Annotated in this window: 13 protein-coding genes and 1 pseudogene; 11 read left to right on the top strand and 3 right to left on the bottom strand. The window is 61.9% G+C overall.

Annotated elements, in window-relative coordinates; all coding sequences use genetic code 11:
• The first annotated feature begins 47 nt into the window (after nt 1-47).
• The 9 genes and pseudogenes from ppsA (at nt 48) to NJ69_RS04455 (ending at nt 9,406) form a co-directional block, all read left to right on the top strand.
• Nucleotides 48-2,423, top strand: coding sequence for a phosphoenolpyruvate synthase (gene ppsA / locus NJ69_RS04415; RefSeq protein WP_039583090.1), 2,376 nt, complete (start codon nt 48-50; stop codon nt 2,421-2,423).
• Between the two features lie 197 nt (nt 2,424-2,620).
• A complete protein-coding gene (locus NJ69_RS04420) occupies nt 2,621-3,661 on the top strand; it encodes an alpha/beta fold hydrolase (protein ID WP_080754713.1) in 1,041 nt (346 codons plus the stop codon).
• A gap of 12 nt (nt 3,662-3,673) precedes the next feature.
• The gene (rraA, locus tag NJ69_RS04425) at nt 3,674-4,165 is read left to right on the top strand and encodes a ribonuclease E activity regulator RraA (RefSeq protein WP_039576498.1); all 492 of its coding nucleotides are present in this window, start codon (nt 3,674-3,676) and stop codon (nt 4,163-4,165) included.
• Nucleotides 4,166-4,192: 27 nt separating this feature from the next.
• Nucleotides 4,193-5,188, top strand: a complete 996-nt coding sequence (locus NJ69_RS04430; protein WP_029613990.1) for a zinc transporter ZntB — start codon at nt 4,193-4,195, stop codon at nt 5,186-5,188.
• Nucleotides 5,189-5,293: 105 nt separating this feature from the next.
• Entirely contained in the window at nt 5,294-5,548 is a 255-nt protein-coding gene (locus NJ69_RS04435) for a hypothetical protein (RefSeq protein WP_039576500.1), read from the top strand.
• A 2-nt stretch (nt 5,549-5,550) separates the two neighbouring features.
• Nucleotides 5,551-6,375 carry a mechanosensitive ion channel family protein gene (locus NJ69_RS04440; RefSeq protein ID WP_029613988.1) on the top strand — a complete coding sequence of 275 codons (825 nt, stop codon included), beginning with the start codon at nt 5,551-5,553 and terminating at the stop codon, nt 6,373-6,375.
• Between the two features lie 112 nt (nt 6,376-6,487).
• The gene (sigX, locus tag NJ69_RS04445) at nt 6,488-7,054 is read left to right on the top strand and encodes an RNA polymerase sigma factor SigX (RefSeq protein WP_037028127.1); all 567 of its coding nucleotides are present in this window, start codon (nt 6,488-6,490) and stop codon (nt 7,052-7,054) included.
• A gap of 110 nt (nt 7,055-7,164) precedes the next feature.
• A complete protein-coding gene (locus tag NJ69_RS04450) occupies nt 7,165-8,202 on the top strand; it encodes an OmpA family protein (RefSeq protein WP_039576502.1) in 1,038 nt (345 codons plus the stop codon).
• 182 nt (nt 8,203-8,384) lie between these two features.
• Nucleotides 8,385-9,406 (top strand): annotated as a pseudogene (locus tag NJ69_RS04455) (quinone-dependent dihydroorotate dehydrogenase).
• Nucleotides 9,407-9,505: 99 nt separating this feature from the next.
• Here NJ69_RS04455 and rmf read toward each other — a convergent pair.
• On the bottom strand, nt 9,506-9,721 hold the full coding sequence (rmf, locus tag NJ69_RS22295) for a ribosome modulation factor (protein WP_080754714.1): 216 nt from the start codon (nt 9,719-9,721) through the stop codon (nt 9,506-9,508).
• A gap of 545 nt (nt 9,722-10,266) precedes the next feature.
• On the opposite strand from rmf, the gene rlmKL reads away from it, so the two are divergent.
• Entirely contained in the window at nt 10,267-12,459 is a 2,193-nt protein-coding gene (rlmKL, locus tag NJ69_RS04460) for a bifunctional 23S rRNA (guanine(2069)-N(7))-methyltransferase RlmK/23S rRNA (guanine(2445)-N(2))-methyltransferase RlmL (protein ID WP_039576503.1), read from the top strand.
• Between the two features lie 75 nt (nt 12,460-12,534).
• On the opposite strand, the gene dacB is transcribed toward rlmKL, so the two are convergent.
• Complete coding sequence (dacB, locus tag NJ69_RS04465; protein ID WP_037028091.1) at nt 12,535-13,965, bottom strand: D-alanyl-D-alanine carboxypeptidase/D-alanyl-D-alanine endopeptidase; 1,431 nt, start codon at nt 13,963-13,965, stop codon at nt 12,535-12,537.
• Nucleotides 13,966-14,145: 180 nt separating this feature from the next.
• On the opposite strand from dacB, the gene NJ69_RS04470 reads away from it, so the two are divergent.
• Nucleotides 14,146-14,490 carry a YggL family protein gene (locus NJ69_RS04470; protein ID WP_029613883.1) on the top strand — a complete coding sequence of 115 codons (345 nt, stop codon included), beginning with the start codon at nt 14,146-14,148 and terminating at the stop codon, nt 14,488-14,490.
• A gap of 12 nt (nt 14,491-14,502) precedes the next feature.
• On the opposite strand, the gene NJ69_RS04475 is transcribed toward NJ69_RS04470, so the two are convergent.
• Entirely contained in the window at nt 14,503-18,099 is a 3,597-nt protein-coding gene (locus NJ69_RS04475; RefSeq protein WP_039576509.1) for an ATP-binding protein, read from the bottom strand.
• Nucleotides 18,100-18,108 lie beyond the last annotated feature (9 nt).

Consider the following 18,108-nt stretch of genomic DNA (forward strand, 5'->3'; position numbering starts at 1 on the left):
GGCGGGCGCCCTTGAGCTTTTCCAACACAGTCAGTGGAGAGATCACCTTGGTAGAGTACGTAGTTTCCCTCGATAAGCTCGGCGTCCATGATGTGGAGCATGTGGGGGGCAAGAACGCATCCCTGGGCGAGATGATCAGTAATCTTGCAGGTGCCGGCGTTTCGGTGCCGGGCGGCTTTGCCACTACGGCTCAGGCGTACCGTGATTTTCTCGAGCAAAGTGGCCTGAACGAGCGCATCCATGCCGCGCTCGATGCCTTGGACGTGGACGACGTCAACGCCCTGGCCAAGACCGGTGCGCAGATCCGTCAGTGGGTGATGGACGCGCAGTTCCCGGCGCGCCTGGATGCCGAAATTCGTACGGCCTTCGCCGAAATGGCTGCCGGCAACGACAACATGGCCGTCGCCGTGCGGTCCTCGGCCACGGCCGAAGACCTCCCGGACGCTTCGTTCGCCGGTCAGCAGGAAACCTTCCTCAACATTCGTGGCGTCGACAACGTGATCCGCGCGGCCAAGGAAGTGTTCGCCTCGCTGTTCAACGACCGCGCCATCGCCTATCGCGTACACCAGGGCTTCGACCACAAGCTGGTGGCCCTGTCGGCCGGCGTGCAGCGCATGGTGCGTTCGGAAACCGGCACCGCTGGCGTGATGTTCACCCTGGACACCGAATCGGGCTTCCGCGACGTGGTGTTCATCACCGGCGCCTACGGCCTGGGCGAAACCGTGGTGCAGGGCGCGGTCAACCCTGACGAATTCTACGTGCACAAGAACACCTTGCAGGCTGGCCGCCCGGCCATTCTGCGCCGCAACCTGGGCAGCAAGGCGATCAAGATGGTCTATGGCGACGAAGCCAAGGCCGGTCGCTCGGTCAAGACGGTCGAGGTCGATCGCGCCGAGCGTGCGCGCTTCTGCCTGAGCGACGACGAAGTCAACGAGCTGGCCAAGCAGGCCATGATCATCGAGCAGCACTACCAGCGCCCGATGGACATCGAGTGGGCCAAGGACGGTGACGACGGCAAGCTGTACATCGTCCAGGCCCGCCCGGAAACGGTGAAGAGCCGCGCCAGCGCCAATGTCATGGAACGCTACCTGCTCAAGGAAAAGGGCACGGTGTTGGTCGAAGGCCGCGCCATCGGCCAGCGCATCGGCGCCGGCAAGGTGCGCGTGATCCGTGATGTGTCGGAGATGGACAAGGTTCAGCCCGGCGATGTGCTGGTCTCGGACATGACCGACCCGGATTGGGAGCCGGTGATGAAGCGCGCCAGCGCCATCGTCACCAACCGTGGCGGTCGTACCTGCCACGCCGCGATCATCGCCCGTGAGCTGGGCATTCCGGCCGTGGTCGGTTGCGGCAATGCGACGCAACTGCTCAAGGACGGTCAGGGCGTGACGGTGTCCTGCGCCGAGGGCGACACCGGCTTCATTTTCGAAGGCGAACTGGGCTTCGACGTCAAGCAGAACTCTGTGGACGCCATGCCGGAACTGCCGTTCAAGATCATGATGAACGTCGGCAACCCTGACCGTGCCTTCGACTTCGCTCAGTTGCCCAACGCCGGTGTCGGCCTGGCGCGCCTGGAGTTCATCATCAACCGCATGATCGGCGTGCACCCCAAGGCGCTGCTGAACTATGCCGGCTTGCCGCCGGAGCTCAAGGACAGCGTCGACAAGCGCATCGCCGGCTACAACGACCCGGTCGAGTTCTATGTCGAGAAGCTGGTCGAAGGCATCAGCACTCTGGCGGCAGCCTTCTCGCCGAAAAAGGTCATCGTGCGTCTGTCGGACTTCAAGTCCAACGAATACGCCAACCTGATCGGCGGCAAGCTGTACGAGCCGGAAGAAGAGAACCCGATGCTGGGCTTCCGCGGGGCGTCGCGCTACATCAGCGAGTCGTTCCGTGACTGCTTCGAGCTCGAGTGCCGTGCGCTCAAGCGTGTGCGCAATGAGATGGGGCTTACCAACGTCGAGATCATGGTGCCATTCGTGCGTACCTTGGGCGAAGCCAGCCAAGTGGTCGACCTGCTGGCCGAGAATGGCCTGGCCCGTGGCGACAATGGCCTGCGCGTGATCATGATGTGCGAACTGCCGTCCAACGCCATTCTCGCCGAGGAGTTCCTCGAGTACTTCGACGGCTTCTCGATTGGCTCCAACGACCTGACCCAGCTCACCTTGGGCCTGGACCGCGACTCCGGCATCATCGCCCACCTGTTCGACGAGCGTAATCCGGCGGTCAAGAAGCTGCTGGCCAATGCCATTGCCGCCTGCAACAAGGCCGGCAAGTACATCGGCATCTGCGGCCAGGGCCCTTCGGACCACCCGGATCTGGCCAAGTGGCTGATGCAGCAAGGCATCGAAAGCGTGTCGCTGAACCCGGACTCGGTGCTCGAAACCTGGTTCTTCCTGGCCGAGGGCCAGGGCGCAGCCTGATGCGTTCAATGCGGGGCGCACGTCGATGCGTCCCGCGTTCGTGTTTTCTTCGCGGGTAAATCGCTGCGGCGAGCCGCCGCTTCTTCGAGTGAGAGCGGCCGTTCGCTGCAGCGATTTACCCGCGAATGCGCTGGAGCCGACGTTCAGCGTGGCCAGCGCCCGCTCATTCCGTATTCCTTTCTCATTGCCGTGAATTCATGCAAAGCAGCAGTACTCTTTTTCCCGTGGCCCTGCTCAGTGCCGAGCGCCGTGGCGACCTCAGCGAAGACGTCTACCGAATAAAAGCCGGCAACAGCCCGGACCCCAGCGTGGAGCTGGCCGTGACCCGTCTGGGTCTGGCCGATCAGCCCACTGAGCGAGCGGTGCCGGTGATCCTCCTGCATGGCAGCTTTTCCAACCGCCGTTTCTGGTATTCGCCCAAAGGCATTGGCCTGGGGGCGTTCCTGGCGAGGGCGGGCTTCGACGTGTGGATCCCGGAGATGCGCGGCCATGGCCTGTCGCCGCGCAATCGCCAATGGCGCGCCAACTGCGTGGCCGACTACGCGCGTTTCGATCTGCCGGTGATCGGCGCGTTCGTACAGGAGATGACGGGGCAGGCGCCGCACTGGGTCGGGCATTCCCTGGGCGGCACCACGCTGGTTGCCGCCCTGGGCGGTGGCTACTTGGACCCGAACAAGGTGGCCAGCGTGGCGCTGTTCGGTACCCAGGTCACTCGCCGCTACTGGCCTCTGAAGTTGCCGCCGGTGGTGTGGGGCGCGCGCCTGCTGCTCAAGCGCTTTGCCCAACTGTCGGGGCCCAGGCTCAAGCGTGGCCCGGAGGACGAGCCGATCGGCCTGGCCTTGGAGTGGTTGCGCTGGCAGGGGCTGTTCGGCCGCTTCGGGGTCAAGGACCGTGACTGGTGGGCAGGGCTGGCCGAGGTGCGAGTACCGCTATTGGCCGTGGCAGCGGTGGCCGATACCCAGGATCCGCTGTGGGCCTGCTGCGCGCTGTTCGAACAGTGGGGCGATGCCCGCAAGCGATTCCTGCGCCTGGGGCGCGAGGATGGCTTCGAGGCGTTCGGGCATGTGGACATGCTGGTGAGCAAGGCGGCTCAGGACCAGGTGTGGCCGCAGGTCGAGCGCTGGCTGGCGCAGGCGCAGAGCACGCCACATGCCGCGGCGACTGACTACCCAGTCCCGGATGACTGCACGGCCTCGGAGGGTGTAGCCTTGCCCGACACCCGCCTTCGTTGTGACTGACAGGAGTTTCCCATGCAGCATTACGTAACCCCCGACCTGTGCGATGCCTATGCAGACCGGGTCCAAGTGCTCGAGCCGATGTTCAGCAACTTCGGTGGCCGCGACTCGTTCGGTGGGCAGATCGTCACCATCAAGTGCTTCGAGGACAATTCCCTGGTCCGCGAGCAGGTCGAGCTCGACGGCACCGGCAAAGTGCTGGTGGTCGACGGCGGTGGTTCGCTGCGCCGCGCCTTGCTCGGCGACATGCTCGCCGAAAAAGCCGCCAAGCACGGTTGGGAAGGGCTGGTGATCTACGGATGCGTGCGTGACGTCGATGTTTTGGCGCAGACCAACGTCGGCGTGCAGGCCCTGGCCAGCCATCCGATGAAGACCGACAAGCGCGGTATCGGCGATCTGAACGTCCCGGTCACCTTCGCCGGTGTCACCTTCCGTCCCGGCGAACACGTCTACGCCGACAATAATGGCGTGATCGTCTCGCCCAGCCCGCTGAGCCAACCGCAGTGACGCGCCGCGGGCGCTGATGGAGCATCGATGTTCGAGGAAGACAACGCGCAGTGGGGCCTGGTGCATGCCCTGGTGCTCGACGGCAAGGGCGGCGCCCGTGCGATCGCCCGTACCGAGTTGGACAGCCTGCAGTTGCAGGATCATGAAAGCCTTTGGTTGCACTGGGATCGCAGTCACCCGCAGACCCGCACCTGGCTGCTGCACGACAGCGGCCTGAGCGAGTTTGCCTGCGAGCTGCTGCTGGAGGAAAACACCCGTCCGCGCTTGTTGCCGCTGGCCAATGAGCAGATGTTGCTGTTTCTGCGCGGGGTCAATCTCAATCCCGGGGCCGAGCCGGAAGACATGGTGTCGGTGCGCATCTTCGCCGAAGCCCGGCGCATCATTTCGCTGCGCCTGCGGCCGCTACGGGCCAGCGACGAGATCCTGCAGCAACTGGGCGAGGGCCGAGGACCGAAATCGGCGTCGGAGCTGCTGCTGCTGATGGGCGAGTTGCTGACGGAAAAGGTCCAGGCGCTGGTCAGCGACTTGTCGGAAGCAGTCGATCTCGAAGAAGAGAAGGTGGAATCCGACGAGCGGTATAGCCCAGCCCAAGGCAGTCTCCAGCAGATCCGCCGCCGTGCCGCTGGCCTGCGGCGTTTTCTCGCGCCCCAGCGAGACATCTATGCCCAGCTGTCGCGGCATAAGTGGAGTTGGTTCGCCGAAGTCGATTCCGACTATTGGAACGAGCTCAACAACAGCCTGATTCGGTACCTGGAGGAACTGGAACTGGCCCGCGAGCGCGCGGCGCTGGTGCTTGAGGGCGAGGACCGGCGGCGCAGCGAACTGATGAACCGGACCATGTACCGCTTCGGCATCATCACCTGCATCTTCCTGCCCATGAGCTTCATCACCGGTCTGCTCGGTATCAACGTCGGCGGCATCCCCGGGGCAAGCAACCCCTATGGATTCCTGGTGGCCTGCCTGGTGGTGCTGGCGCTGGCCGTGGGGCAGTGGTGGTTGTTCAGGCGCTTGCGCTGGGTGTGAGGCGATCCATGCTACTGCTCTCTTATTTTGAAACAGTCGTACCACCTTTCGGTGTGACCTGCGCAGCAGAGCCCTCGTCTTTGACTGACATCACGCGAGGTGCCCATGCACGATCCGTTTGAAGAATCCCTGCGCGACCTGCTCAAGGCGTCGCCGTCCGGCCAGGATCGCGACGACGATGCCTGCCTGGGTCGGGTGCTCAAGACCGCCAACCGCCAGGTGGGCGCGGGCGATCTGTTCAGCTTGCTGGGCCGTTGGAGCCAGGCGCTGCTGATCGCTGTCAACAATGGCTCGGCGCATGTGGCGCCGGTGCGCCGTACCTCTGCCGCTGGCAGACCGCAAGCTGATAAGGCCGAATGAATATGGAACTCGATCTCTGGACCCAGAGCCTGGTTACCGCCATGACTGCACTATGGACCAAGGTGGCGAACTTCATCCCCAACTTGTTCGGTGCGCTGGTGGTGGTGCTGCTGGGCTTCGTGGTAGCCAAGCTGCTCGACACCTTGCTGTCCAAATTGCTCGCCAAGTTCGGTCTGGACCGCCTGATGAGCGGCACTGGCCTGACCAAGATGCTCAGCCGAGTCGGCATTCAGGTGCCGATCTCGACCCTCATCGGCAAGATCGTCTATTGGTTCATCCTGCTGATTTTCCTGGTGTCGGCCGCCGAATCGCTCGGCCTCGAGCGGGTGTCGGCCACCCTCGACATGCTCGCCCTCTACCTGCCGAAGGTCTTCGGCGCGGCGCTAGTGCTACTGGCCGGGGTGCTGCTGGCGCAACTGGTCAATGGCCTGGTCCGCGGCGCGGCCGAAGGCATCGGGCTGGAGTATGCGGCGGGCGTCGGACGCATTGCCCAGGGACTGGTCATCATCATCTCGATTTCGGTGGCTATCAGCCAGTTGGAGGTCAAGACCGACCTGCTCAACCACGTGATCGTGATCGGCTTGATTACCGTTGGTCTGGCCGTTGCACTGGCAATGGGCCTGGGTAGCCGCGAAATCGCCGGGCAGATTCTGGCCGGCATTTATGTACGCGAACTCTACCAAGTGGGCCAGCACGTGCGTGTTGGCGAGGTCGAAGGCCACATCGAGGCCATCGGAACAGTCAAGACCACACTGATGACCGATGAGGGTGAATGGGTGTCGCTGTCGAACCGAGAACTGCTCGAGCAGCGCGTCAGTAGCCGCTAACGGCACAAAAGCTGTTAATGTATGCCGCCGCTGAAATCCGCCTCCGGGCCTTGCGGCGACATTGACCTGACTGTCGGCCAGATCCGTTTTGAATACAGTGCACACGCCGCCCATGCGTTACGACCCCCGCGACCTCACTGACGAGGAACTGGTAGCGCGTTCGCATGAAGAATTGTTCCACGTTACCCGCGCCTATGAGGAACTCATGCGGCGCTACCAGCGGACCCTGTTCAACGTCTGTTCGCGTTATCTGGGGAACGACCGCGATGCCGACGATGTCTGTCAGGAAGTCATGCTGAAGGTGCTGTACGGCCTGAAGAATTTCGAGGGCAAGTCCAAGTTCAAGACTTGGCTGTACAGCATCACGTACAACGAATGCATCACCCAGTACCGCAAGGAGCGACGCAAGCGCCGATTGATGGATGCCTTGAGCCTGGACCCCATTGAAGAGGCGTCCGAGGACAAGGCACCGAAAGCGGAAGAAAAGGGTGGTTTGGATAAGTGGCTGGTGCATGTGAACCCGATCGATCGGGAGATTCTGGTGCTGCGTTTCGTGGCTGAGCTGGAGTTCCAAGAGATCGCGGACATCATGCACATGGGCCTGAGCGCCACGAAAATGCGCTATAAGCGTGCGCTCGACAAGCTTCGTGAGAAATTTGCTGACTCAACTGAAACTTAGTCCTACGCAAATGGCTCAAACGAATCGGCAAGGTCTGCTAGACTTGCCGTCGAGTTGTCCCGCGGCTATTGGTGGGACGGCTTAACTATCACTAGATGGGGATTTAACGGATGAAATTGAAAAACACCTTGGGCTTGGCCATTGGTTCGCTCGTAGCCGCCACCTCGATTGGCGCTATGGCACAAGGCCAAGGCGCCGTCGAAACCGAGATCTTCTATAAGAAGGAGTTCTTCGACAGCCAGCGCGACTACAAAAACGACGGCAACCTGTTCGGCGGTTCGATCGGTTACTTCCTGACCGACGACGTTGAACTGCGTCTGGGCTACGACGAAGTTCACAACGCTCGTGGCGACGACGGCAAGAACATCAAGGGCTCGAACACCGCTCTTGACGCCGTTTACCACTTCAACAACCCGTACGACGCCATCCGTCCGTACGTGTCGGCCGGTTTCTCCCACCAGTCGATCGGCCAGAGCTTCCGTGGCGGTCGTGACCACTCCACCTTCGCCAACATCGGCGCCGGTGCCAAGTGGTACATCACCGACATGTTCTACGCCCGTGCTGGCGTTGAAGCCCAGTACAACATCGACAAAGGTGACACCGAGTGGGCACCAAGCGTTGGTGTTGGCCTGAACTTCGGCGGTAGCCCGAAGCAGACCGCAGCGCCTGCACCTGCTCCGGTTGCTGAAGTTTGCACCGACAGCGACAACGACGGCGTCTGCGACAACGTCGACAAGTGCCCAGACACCCCGGCCAACGTCACCGTTGACGCCGACGGCTGCCCGGCTGCCGCTGAAAACGTCCGCGTTGAGCTGGACGTGAAGTTCGACTTCGACAAGTCGGTCGTCAAGCCTAACAGCTACGGCGACATCAAGAACCTGGCTGACTTCATGAAGCAGTACCCACAAACCACCACCGTGGTTGAAGGTCACACTGACTCCGTAGGTCCAGACGCTTACAACCAGAAGCTGTCCGAGCGTCGCGCCAATGCTGTCAAGCAAGTTCTGACCCAGCAGTACGGCATCGAATCCAACCGTGTTGACTCGGTTGGCTACGGTGAGACCCGTCCGGTTGCCGACAACGCCACCGAAGCTGGTCGCGCTATCAACCGTCGCGTTGAAGCTCAAGTAGAAGCCCAAGCCAAGTAATTGGTCTGACGCTTCAGAAGCCCAAGCCAAGTAATTGGTCTGACGCTTCCTGAAAAACCCGGCCTAGGCCGGGTTTTTCTTTACCTGCGATTCTTGGTCGGCGCAGCGTTGCAAAGGCCTGTTGCACAGGCGACCCGGTAGCTATAATTGCCGACTCACTCATCCCCGAGTTTTGCCCGCCCATGTATACCCTGGCCCGCCAGTTGCTGTTCAAGCTCTCCCCGGAATCCTCCCATGACCTGTCTCTGGACCTGATCGGTGCAGGAGGGCGTCTTGGCCTCAACGGTGTGCTGTGCAAGCGTCCGGCATCGCTGCCGGTGACCGTCATGGGCTTGAACTTCGCCAACCCGGTGGGGTTGGCAGCAGGGCTGGACAAGAACGGCACGGCTATCGATGGTTTTGCGCAGTTGGGCTTCGGCTTCGTCGAAATCGGTACCGTAACCCCGCGTCCTCAGCCAGGTAACCCAAAGCCGCGTTTGTTCCGTCTGCCCGAAGCCACGGCCATCATCAACCGCATGGGTTTCAACAACCTGGGGGTAGATCATCTGCTATCGCGGGTGCGCGCAGCGCGCTATGAGGGTGTTTTGGGTATCAACATCGGCAAGAACTTCGACACGCCAGTCGAGCGCGCCCAGGACGACTACCTGATCTGCCTGGAGAAGGTCTACTCACACGCCAGCTACATCACCGTCAACGTCAGCTCACCCAACACCCCAGGCCTGCGCACCCTGCAGTTCGGCGACTCACTCAAGCAGCTGCTCGATGCATTGGCTGAGCGTCGTGAGCGACTGGCGGCCGAGCAGGGCAAGCGTGTGCCGTTGGCGATCAAGATCGCACCAGATATGAGCGATGAAGAAACCGCACTGGTGGCCGCTGCGCTGATCGAGTCGGGCATGGATGCGGTGATTGCCACCAACACCACGCTCAGCCGGGAAGGGGTGGAGGGGTTGCCGTTCGGGGGGAGGCCGGAGGGTTGTCCGGTGCACCCGTGCTGGAAAAGAGCACACATATCGTCAAGGTGCTGGCTGGCGAATTGGGCGGCAAGTTGCCAATCATTGCTGCGGGTGGCATCACCGAGGGCCGTCATGCAGCGCAGAAAATAGCCGCTGGAGCCAGCTTGGTGCAGATCTATTCGGGCTTCATCTATAAAGGCCCTGCGCTGATTCGCGAGGCGGTCGATGCCATTGCGGCAATGCCCCGCTAAGCGCCTTTCCATGAAAGATGGGCCCCATGAAGGGGCCCTTGGGCACTAGCCCGTCGTCCGAGTGGGACGTTCATGGTGAATCGAACTCAGTAACCTCGTTCAGCCAACGGCGTGATTTTCGTTGAGTCTGTGGATACCAGCAGTGCCGGTCATGCCGTCCCAGTTGTCGCCGCGACCCTCACGCCAGCCGTTGATCCAGGCCTGGCGAACCGAAGGCAGGCTGAAGGGGCAAAGTTCGCGGGATTTTCCGGTGACTCCATACTGGTAGCCACGTGAATATGCTCTTTCCAACGGATCACGCTTAAGTCTTCTCATAGGGTGTTGCCCTCACTTGTTGACTGTAATGTCCCGTCGGCCTCTCTGAGGCCGGGCAGAGTCTTTCTGCCGGTTTGCGCTCGCTGCCGGCGTGGCGAGCTGGAAGTGTCGCCCCGTTGCAAGGCGACCTGAGGTCAGTTCTAACCAATGCGAGTCACACTGTGAATGATCGATTTGTCATAAGGACGTAACCTTTCAGCCGATGAAAGGATAAGTAAGTAAATGCGACTCAACCTTGTTTCAGGAAACACCCGCATTGGTCGGGGTTTGCCAGGGGTTGAAATCATTTGGCCATTGGCGCCAGCGATCTGACGTAATATTCAGCAATGCGACGAAGGGTCACGCGTGGCCTGAGTCCTACGAAATTTTCATACTGCCCGACGATCAAATTTCCTCTCGCGCTTTGGCGGATGGGAACGAACGGGCGGCCCGGCGTCTCGTTATCGAGGCGCCACCTGGATATCTGATGAAAAGGTATTCGGGCAAACAGAGGCAATGACGATGCGTCGTCTTGCCAGCACACAGCCAGAGGCACTGCACTGCACATGTCGGACTCAATCGAACTCTATCTCACCTGTCCCAAGGGCCTGGAAGGCCTGCTAGCCGAAGAAGCCCGCGGGCTGGGCCTGGCTGAGGTGCGGGAGCACACCTCGGCGATCCGGGGCGCGGCCGATATGGAAACTGCCTATCGTCTATGTCTTTGGTCGCGCCTGGCCAACCGGGTGCTCTTGGTGGTCAAGCGCTTCGCCATGAAGAACGCTGACGATCTGTACGATGGTGTCAATGCCGTTGACTGGCAGGAGCATCTGGCCGCTGACGGCACACTGGCCGTCGAGTTCAGCGGCCACGGCTCCGGCATCGACAACACCCACTTCGGCGCACTCAAGGTCAAGGACGCCATCGTCGACAAACTGCGCAACCGCGACGGGCAGCGTCCTTCGGTGGACAAGATCGACCCGGATCTGCGGGTGCACCTGCGCCTGGATCGCGGCGAGGCCATCCTTTCGATCGACCTTTCCGGTCACAGCCTGCACCAGCGTGGCTATCGCTTGCAGCAAGGCGCAGCGCCGCTCAAGGAGAACCTGGCGGCGGCCGTGCTGATCCGCGCCGGCTGGCCACGTATTGCCGCTGAGGGTGGTGCGCTGGCCGACCCCATGTGCGGTGTCGGTACCTTCCTGGTCGAGGCGGCGATGATCGCCGCCGACATCGCGCCGAACCTCAAGCGTGAGCGCTGGGGTTTCAGCGCCTGGCAGGGCCATGTACCGGCACTGTGGCGCAAAGTGCATGACGAGGCCCAGGCCCGCGCCGAGGCCGGGCTCGGCAAGCCACCGCTGTGGATTCGCGGCTATGAAGCCGATCCGCGGCTTATTCAGCCTGGGCGCAACAACGTCGAGCGAGCCGGACTGGGCGACTGGGTGAAGATCTATCAGGGTGAGGTGGCCAGCTTCGAGCCTCGGCCGGATCAGAACCAGAAAGGCCTGGTGATCAGTAACCCGCCGTATGGCGAGCGCCTGGGCGACGAAGCGAGCCTGCTGTATCTCTATCAGAATCTGGGTGAGCGCCTGCGCCAGGCCTGTCTGGGCTGGGAGGCTGCCGTATTCACCGGCGCGCCTGAGCTGGGCAAGCGCATGGGTATTCGCAGCCACAAGCAATACGCATTCTGGAACGGCGCGCTGCCGTGCAAGCTGCTGCTGTTCAGGGTCCAGCCCGACCAGTTCGTCACCTCCGAGCGCCGCCCGGCCGAACAATCGGGCGACGCCGCGCGCACCTCGCCAGCGCTGAGCTCCGAAACGGCGCGTCTGTCCGAAGGCGCGCAGATGTTCGCCAATCGCCTGCAGAAGAATCTCAAGCAACTAGGCAAGTGGGCCCGGCGCGAGCAAGTCGACTGCTACCGTCTGTACGATGCCGACATGCCTGAGTACGCGCTGGCGGTCGACCTTTATCAAGACTGGGTGCATGTGCAGGAATATGCGGCGCCACGTTCGGTCGATCCGGAAAAAGCCCAGGGCCGTCTGCTCGACGCGTTGGCAGCGATTCCCCAGGCGTTGGGCATCGATCCGCAGCGGGTCGTACTCAAGCGCCGCGAGCGCCAGGGCGGGACCCGTCAGTACGAGCGCCAGGCGACGGAGGGGCGCTTCCAGGAGGTTAATGAGGGCGGCGTGAAGTTGCTGGTCAACCTCACCGACTACCTCGATACAGGCCTGTTTCTCGATCACCGGCCCATTCGTCTGCGCATTCAGCGTGAGGCAGCCGGCAAGCGCTTCCTCAACCTGTTTTGCTACACCGCGACAGCGACCGTGCATGCGGCCAAGGGCGGCGCGCGCAGCACCACCAGCGTCGACCTGTCGAAGACCTATCTGGATTGGGCGCGGCGCAACCTTTCGCTCAATGGCTTTTCCGAGCGCAACCGTCTGGAGCAGAGCGATGTCATGGCCTGGCTGGAAAGTGCGCAGGACAGCTACGACCTGATCTTCATCGACCCACCGACATTCTCCAACTCCAAGCGTATGGAAGGGGTATTCGACGTGCAGCGCGACCATGTGCGCCTGCTAGACCTGGCAATGGCCCGGCTGGCGCCGGGTGGTGTGCTGTACTTCTCCAACAACTTCCGCAAGTTCCAGCTCGACGAGCACCTGCTGGAGCGTTATGCGGTGGAGGAAATCAGCACCCAGACCCTGGATCCTGACTTCGCTCGCAACAACCGCATCCACCGGGCCTGGCGCCTGCAGTTGCGCTGAAGCGCCACGGGGCGGGGTGCCGACCTGTTCGGCGCACCGCCCCGTCTGCGTTTCTCGCCTGACGTCGACCCTTCCCTAGGGCTGGCGGTACAGGTCCAGCAGCACCTGGTCCAGTACCTGCGAGGCGCCCCACGGTTTAGGGTCGTTGAGGATGGCCGAGACGGCCCAGGTGTGGCCATTGCTGTCGCGGCTGAAACCGGCGATGGCACGAACCGTATTCAGCGTACCGGTCTTGATGTGGCCTTCCCCGGTCATGGCGGTGCGTTTCAGGCGTTTACGCATGGTGCCGTCCATACCCACCAGCGGCATGGAGCTGATGAATTCGGCGGCGTAGGGGCTTTTCCAGGCTGCTTGCAGCATCGCCGCCATCTCGCGGGTGCTGACCCGCTCGGCGCGCGACAAGCCGGAGCCATTTTCCATCACCAAATGCGGCGCCGTGATACCTTTCTTGGCCAGCCATTGGCGCACCACGCGCTGCGCGGCGCGGGCGTCGTCACCGTCGGCATCGGTGCGGAACTGTGCGCCGAGGCTGAGGAACAACTGCTGAGCCATGGTGTTGTTGCTGTACTTGTTGATGTCACGGATCACTTCGACCAGGTCTGGCGAGAAGGCCCTGGCCAGCAGACGAGCACTCTTGGGAACGTTTTCTATGCGATCGCGGCCCTGGATGCTGCCGCCCAGCTCGTTCCAGATGGCGCGCACCGCACCGGCGGCGTAGGCGGGGTGGTCGAGCAGAGCGAGGTAAGTCTGTGAGTTGCAGCCGTCGCCGAGTTGGCCGCTGACCGTGACACTGACGCCGTCTGGCTGCACCACCGGGTTGTAGCGCACATCGCCGGTGCACTGCTTGGACGCCACCGGCTTGACCTGATTGTCGATGCGGATGCTGGCGATCGGTGGCTCGACCGACACCACGACCTTGCCACCGTCGTTGCGTGCCACGAAGCGCAGGGCCTTGAGGTTGACCAGCAGCGAGTCGGGTTTGACCAGGAACGGCTTGTTCACATCGCCGCCGTCATCGTCGAAATGTGGCAGGTTGGGCTGGACGAAGTGGCTGCGGTCGAGTACCAGGTCGCCGGTGACGGTGCGCACGCCATTGGCACGCAGGTCGCGCATCAGCAGCCAGAGTTTTTCCATGTTCAGCTTGGGATCGCCGCCACCTTTAAGGTACAGGTTGCCGTTGAGCACGCCGTTGCTCAACGTGCCATCGGTATAGAACTCGGTCTTCCACTGGAAGGTGGGGCCGAGCAATTCCAGGGCTGCGTAGGTGGTCACCAGCTTCATGGTCGAGGCCGGATTCACCGAAACGTCGGCATTGAAGATGGTCGGGTTACCGGGGCCGTCGAGGGGGAGCATCACCAGCGACAAGGCGTTGTCCTGCAGCTTGTTGGCCTTGAGGGCCTGCTGCACCTTGGGCGGCAGGGTGGTGTTGACAGCGGCGGCCGAGACGGGAAGGGCGATGGGGAGCAGCAGGCCGGCCAGAAACAGTGGGCGAAGCGTCTTGATCATAGGTGACCCTGCGGACGAGGGAAAAGAAAACGGGGCTGTAAAAGATGATGGCCCCTTGACGAAATCAAGACGGCATTATGCCCCAAGCGTACAGTTTGTGGGCATGTTCAAGACAAAAGCGCCTTTGCGTGACGGAAACTGGTAAAGTGCCGCGCGTAATTACTCAAGAGGATTGTTTCAATGGCTACCAACCGTTCCCGTCGTCTGCGCAAGAAGCTGTGCGTGGATGAATTCCAGGAGCTGGGTTTCGAACTGAACCTGGATTTCAAGGAAGACCTGTCCGACGAAGCCATCGACGCTTTCCTCGACGCCTTCCTGGCAGAGGCCATGGATGCCAATGGTCTGGACTATGTCGGCGGCGATGATTTCGGTCTGGTCTGCCTGGCCAAGCGTGGCTCGGTCAGCGAAGAGCAGCGCGCCACCGTCGAATCCTGGCTCAAAGGTCGCAGCGAACTGACCAAAATCGAAGTCAGCCCGCTGCTGGACGCTTGGTATCCTGACAAGCCGATCAACTCGGCGTCCTGATCCCGCGCCCCTTCAAGGAGTCCTGATCGGCCGCTCACGCTGGCCGGACAGGGCTCTCTGCACCCGTCGCAGGTGGCGCGCCAACGCCTGGCGACGCAGTTTCAGCTGGGACAGCGACACGCCTTTCTCCTCCAGCGCCTCGCAACTGTTCATCAACGCCCTCGCGTCCAGCATGCGTGCGACGCCCAGTATCTTGTGCGCCTGATCGATGATGGCCTGCTGTTCATGTTCCGCATCCAGGGACATCAGCAGTGTCAGGTCGTCTGCCAGGCTCATCTGCAGGGTGGTGAGCATTCGCACGCGATCTTCGCTGCGATGGCCAATCAGCTTGTCGAGTCCGATCAGGTCGAATGGCGTCCGGGCAGAACGTTCGCGCATGGGCTGCACGGTGCAAAGATGCCTGCTCAGTGTATGCAGGCTGATAGGCTTGAGTAGGCAGTCATCCATGCCAGCATCCAGACAACGCTGGCGCACCTCAGGCTGGGCATTGGCGGTGTAGCCCAGGATGGTGCAGGGCGACAGGCCCTGGCGGTGTTCTTCGCTGCGAACGGCCTCGGCCAGTTGGTAGCCATTCATGCGTGGCATGTTGCAGTCGAGTATCAGAACGTCGAAGTGACCCGTGCGCCACTTCTCCAGACCTTCCCGGCCGTCGCGGGCGCTTTCAGGTTGAAGTCCCAGGAAGGCCAACTGTTGGGCCATGAGCAACAGGTTGGCGGGGTGGTCGTCGATCACCAGTACGCGCAGGTGTAAGTTCGGCGTGTAGAGGCGCGGCTCCTGCTCGATGCTGACCGGAAACGGCTCGATACACTGCAAGGGCATCATCAGTCGCACTTGGGTACCGACGCCCTGCAAGCTCTTGATCGCCAGTTGCCCCCCCATCATGTCGCACAGCGTTCGGCAGATCGCCAAGCCCAGGCCGGTCCCGGTACGGGCGTTTTCGCTTTGCGGGTTGATCTGGACGAAGGGGTTGAACAGCCGTCGTAGGTCATCGTCATGGATACCGATGCCACTGTCGCGCACCTCGAGTTCGAGCCGGGGGCGTTCACCATTCTGCACTGAGGCTTTGATCCGTACATGGCCTTCATGGGTGAACTTGATGGCGTTGCTTACCAGATTGGACAGGATCTGCTTGAAACGCAGCGGGTCGAGCAAGGCGTGGCAGCGAGCGGACGGCTCGATGCACACTTCCAGCATCAAGCCTTTTTCCCGCGCCTGTCCTTCGAACACGCGCCTTACCGACTCGATCAGCGCTGCCAGCTCCACAGGCTCCGGCGCGAGGGACACATGGCCGGACTCAATACGGACGATATCGAGGATGTCGCCGATCAAGCCAAGCAGATCCTTGGCTGAGTGGTAGGCGACTTCGATCGAGGATTTGTCCAGTTGGCCATGATCGGCGCGTTTGACCGCCAGTTCCAACATGCCAATCACAGCGTTCATCGGCGTGCGTATTTCGTGGCTGATGGTAGCCAGGAACGTGCTTTTGGCTCGGTTGGCATCGTCGGCCTGCTGCTTGGCCAGGCGCAGGTCCTGGATCAGTTCGCGGCGCTCGCTGATGTCGATCCAGCCGCCAATGATGCCCTGGACCTCACCGAGCGAGTCGCGATAGGGCAGGATCCAGTGGTAGATGGTCAGCTCGCGATCCTTCAGGCGCAGCGGACGGTCGATGATCAGCGGCGTGCCTGCCGCCATCACCTGCAGGTAATCGGCGTGAATCTGTCGGGTGTAGTCGCAATTGCTGAACAGGCTTTCCTGCAGGCGCTTGCCCATGACCTCTTCGGCGCTGGCATCCACCGCTTCCAGGTAGCTGTCGTTGCAGCTTTGCAGACGTCCTTCGCGGTCGCGTACATACATCGGGTGAGGCGTGCCGTTGAGCAGTGCGCGCATGAATTCGAGCTGATCGTTCAAGGCCCGTTCGGCCTGGCGGCGTTGTCCGATCTGGTGTCTCAGGTAGGCATTCCATGCCAGTGCCATGAGCAGCAGGATGCCGATGCCGAGCACCACTTGGATCACCAGTCGTTGATACTCGCGCCACTGGCCGCCGTCGTGCAGGGCGTAGCCGCGCCAGCGGCTGTTGATGACGCCGAGCTCTTCCGGAGTGATACTCAGCAGCGCCTTGTCCAGAATAGAGGCCAGAACGGCCTGCTCCTTGGCGCTGGCCATGGAAAATGAAGCCGGTTCGCTACCGAAGCTGGCACGGATCACCAGGTTGCTGTTGGCGGCAATGGCATGGTTGGCATCGAGCAGGGTGGTAATGGTCGCATCCACCGCCCCGCTGCTCAGCAGGGCCAGTGAGTAGAAGGTACTCTCGGTTTCGATGCGGCGTATCTGCGCGTGACGCGCAGCCAGAATGGCAGCCGCCGGGGTGTGGCGAGTCACTGCCACACGGCGGCCCTTCAACTGCTCGAGCGAGGCGAAGGGCCTACCGCTGCGAGTGACGATGACGTACGGACTTTCCAAGTAAGCGCGGCTGGGCTTGAGCCCCGTGCCGTCGGCGCCGCCGAGGGTGATGGCGGCGATCAGGTCGGCGTTACCTGCCTGGACCTGTTCGATCATTTCACCAATGCCGCTGGCGCGCTGGATCTTGAACTTCAGCCCCGTGCGCAGACGAATCAGCTCAAGTAGATCGGCGGTGATACCGCGAAAATGACCGTTGCTGTCGAAGAACGACAGTGGCGCAGAGGTATCGGTCACCACGACTCTCATGCTGGGGTGCTCTGCCAGCCAGTGTTCTTCACGCGGGGTCAGTTGTAGTCGTCGGTCGGTCAGCAGCAGGTCGCTGCCTGCGCTCCAGCGCTTGAAAATCGAACTGGTTACGCTAGCAGGTTGGGTGTCCAGGGTGACGTTGATCAGACTCATCAGCACGTTGTCTTCGCGGCGCAGGGCGAAGCTGAAGCCGGTGGCCTCGTGCTTGCCGAAATTCGCCATGCGCAGACTCGGCAGATGGCCGCGGTTGAGCTGGAAGTGGGTCGAGATGGTGTCGCCGAGAAACACGTCAGCTTGACCGAAGGCTACGGCGTTGAGCGCTTCAGTGGTGGAGGCGAACGTCTGCAGCCTGGCCTGTGGGTAGAGTGCGCGCACTTCCTTCAAAGGTAGATAGTGGTAAAGCATGCTCAGCCGTAGGCCCGCCAGCCCCGTGTCCAGCGGGCGCGTGTCGTCTTCTCGGGTCACCAGCACGGGTTGGTCGACTGCGTAAGGGCGTGACAGCGCGATGTCGGCGACTGCGGCCTCATAGCCATTGGCGCTGCCGAGCATGTCGATTCGCCCGGACTTCAAGGCCTGTACGGCCTCCTGGCGGCTGGTAAAGCGCAGCACCTGCACCGATACGCCCAGAGCGCGTCCGATCAGGGAAGCATACTCGGCGGTAATGCCCTGATATTCGCTGTTGCTGGCCACGTCGAAGGGCGGGTTGTCCGGCGCAGAGGTTCCCAGAAGCAAATGCTTGCGGCCCCGCAACCATTGGCGCTGCGCCGGGGAAAACGGCGGTTTGACGGCTTCGGCGCTCGAACGCGCGAGCAGGTTCAAAGGCTTGGGGGCGCTTGGCTGCGCATGGGCTTGAACCCCCAGGCCCATCAGGATCAGCAGCAGATAGGTGAAGTACCTTGGCATGATGTGCCT

The sequence above is a fragment of the Pseudomonas parafulva genome (genome assembly GCF_000800255.1).
In the GTDB taxonomy this organism is placed as follows: domain Bacteria; phylum Pseudomonadota; class Gammaproteobacteria; order Pseudomonadales; family Pseudomonadaceae; genus Aquipseudomonas; species Aquipseudomonas boreofloridensis.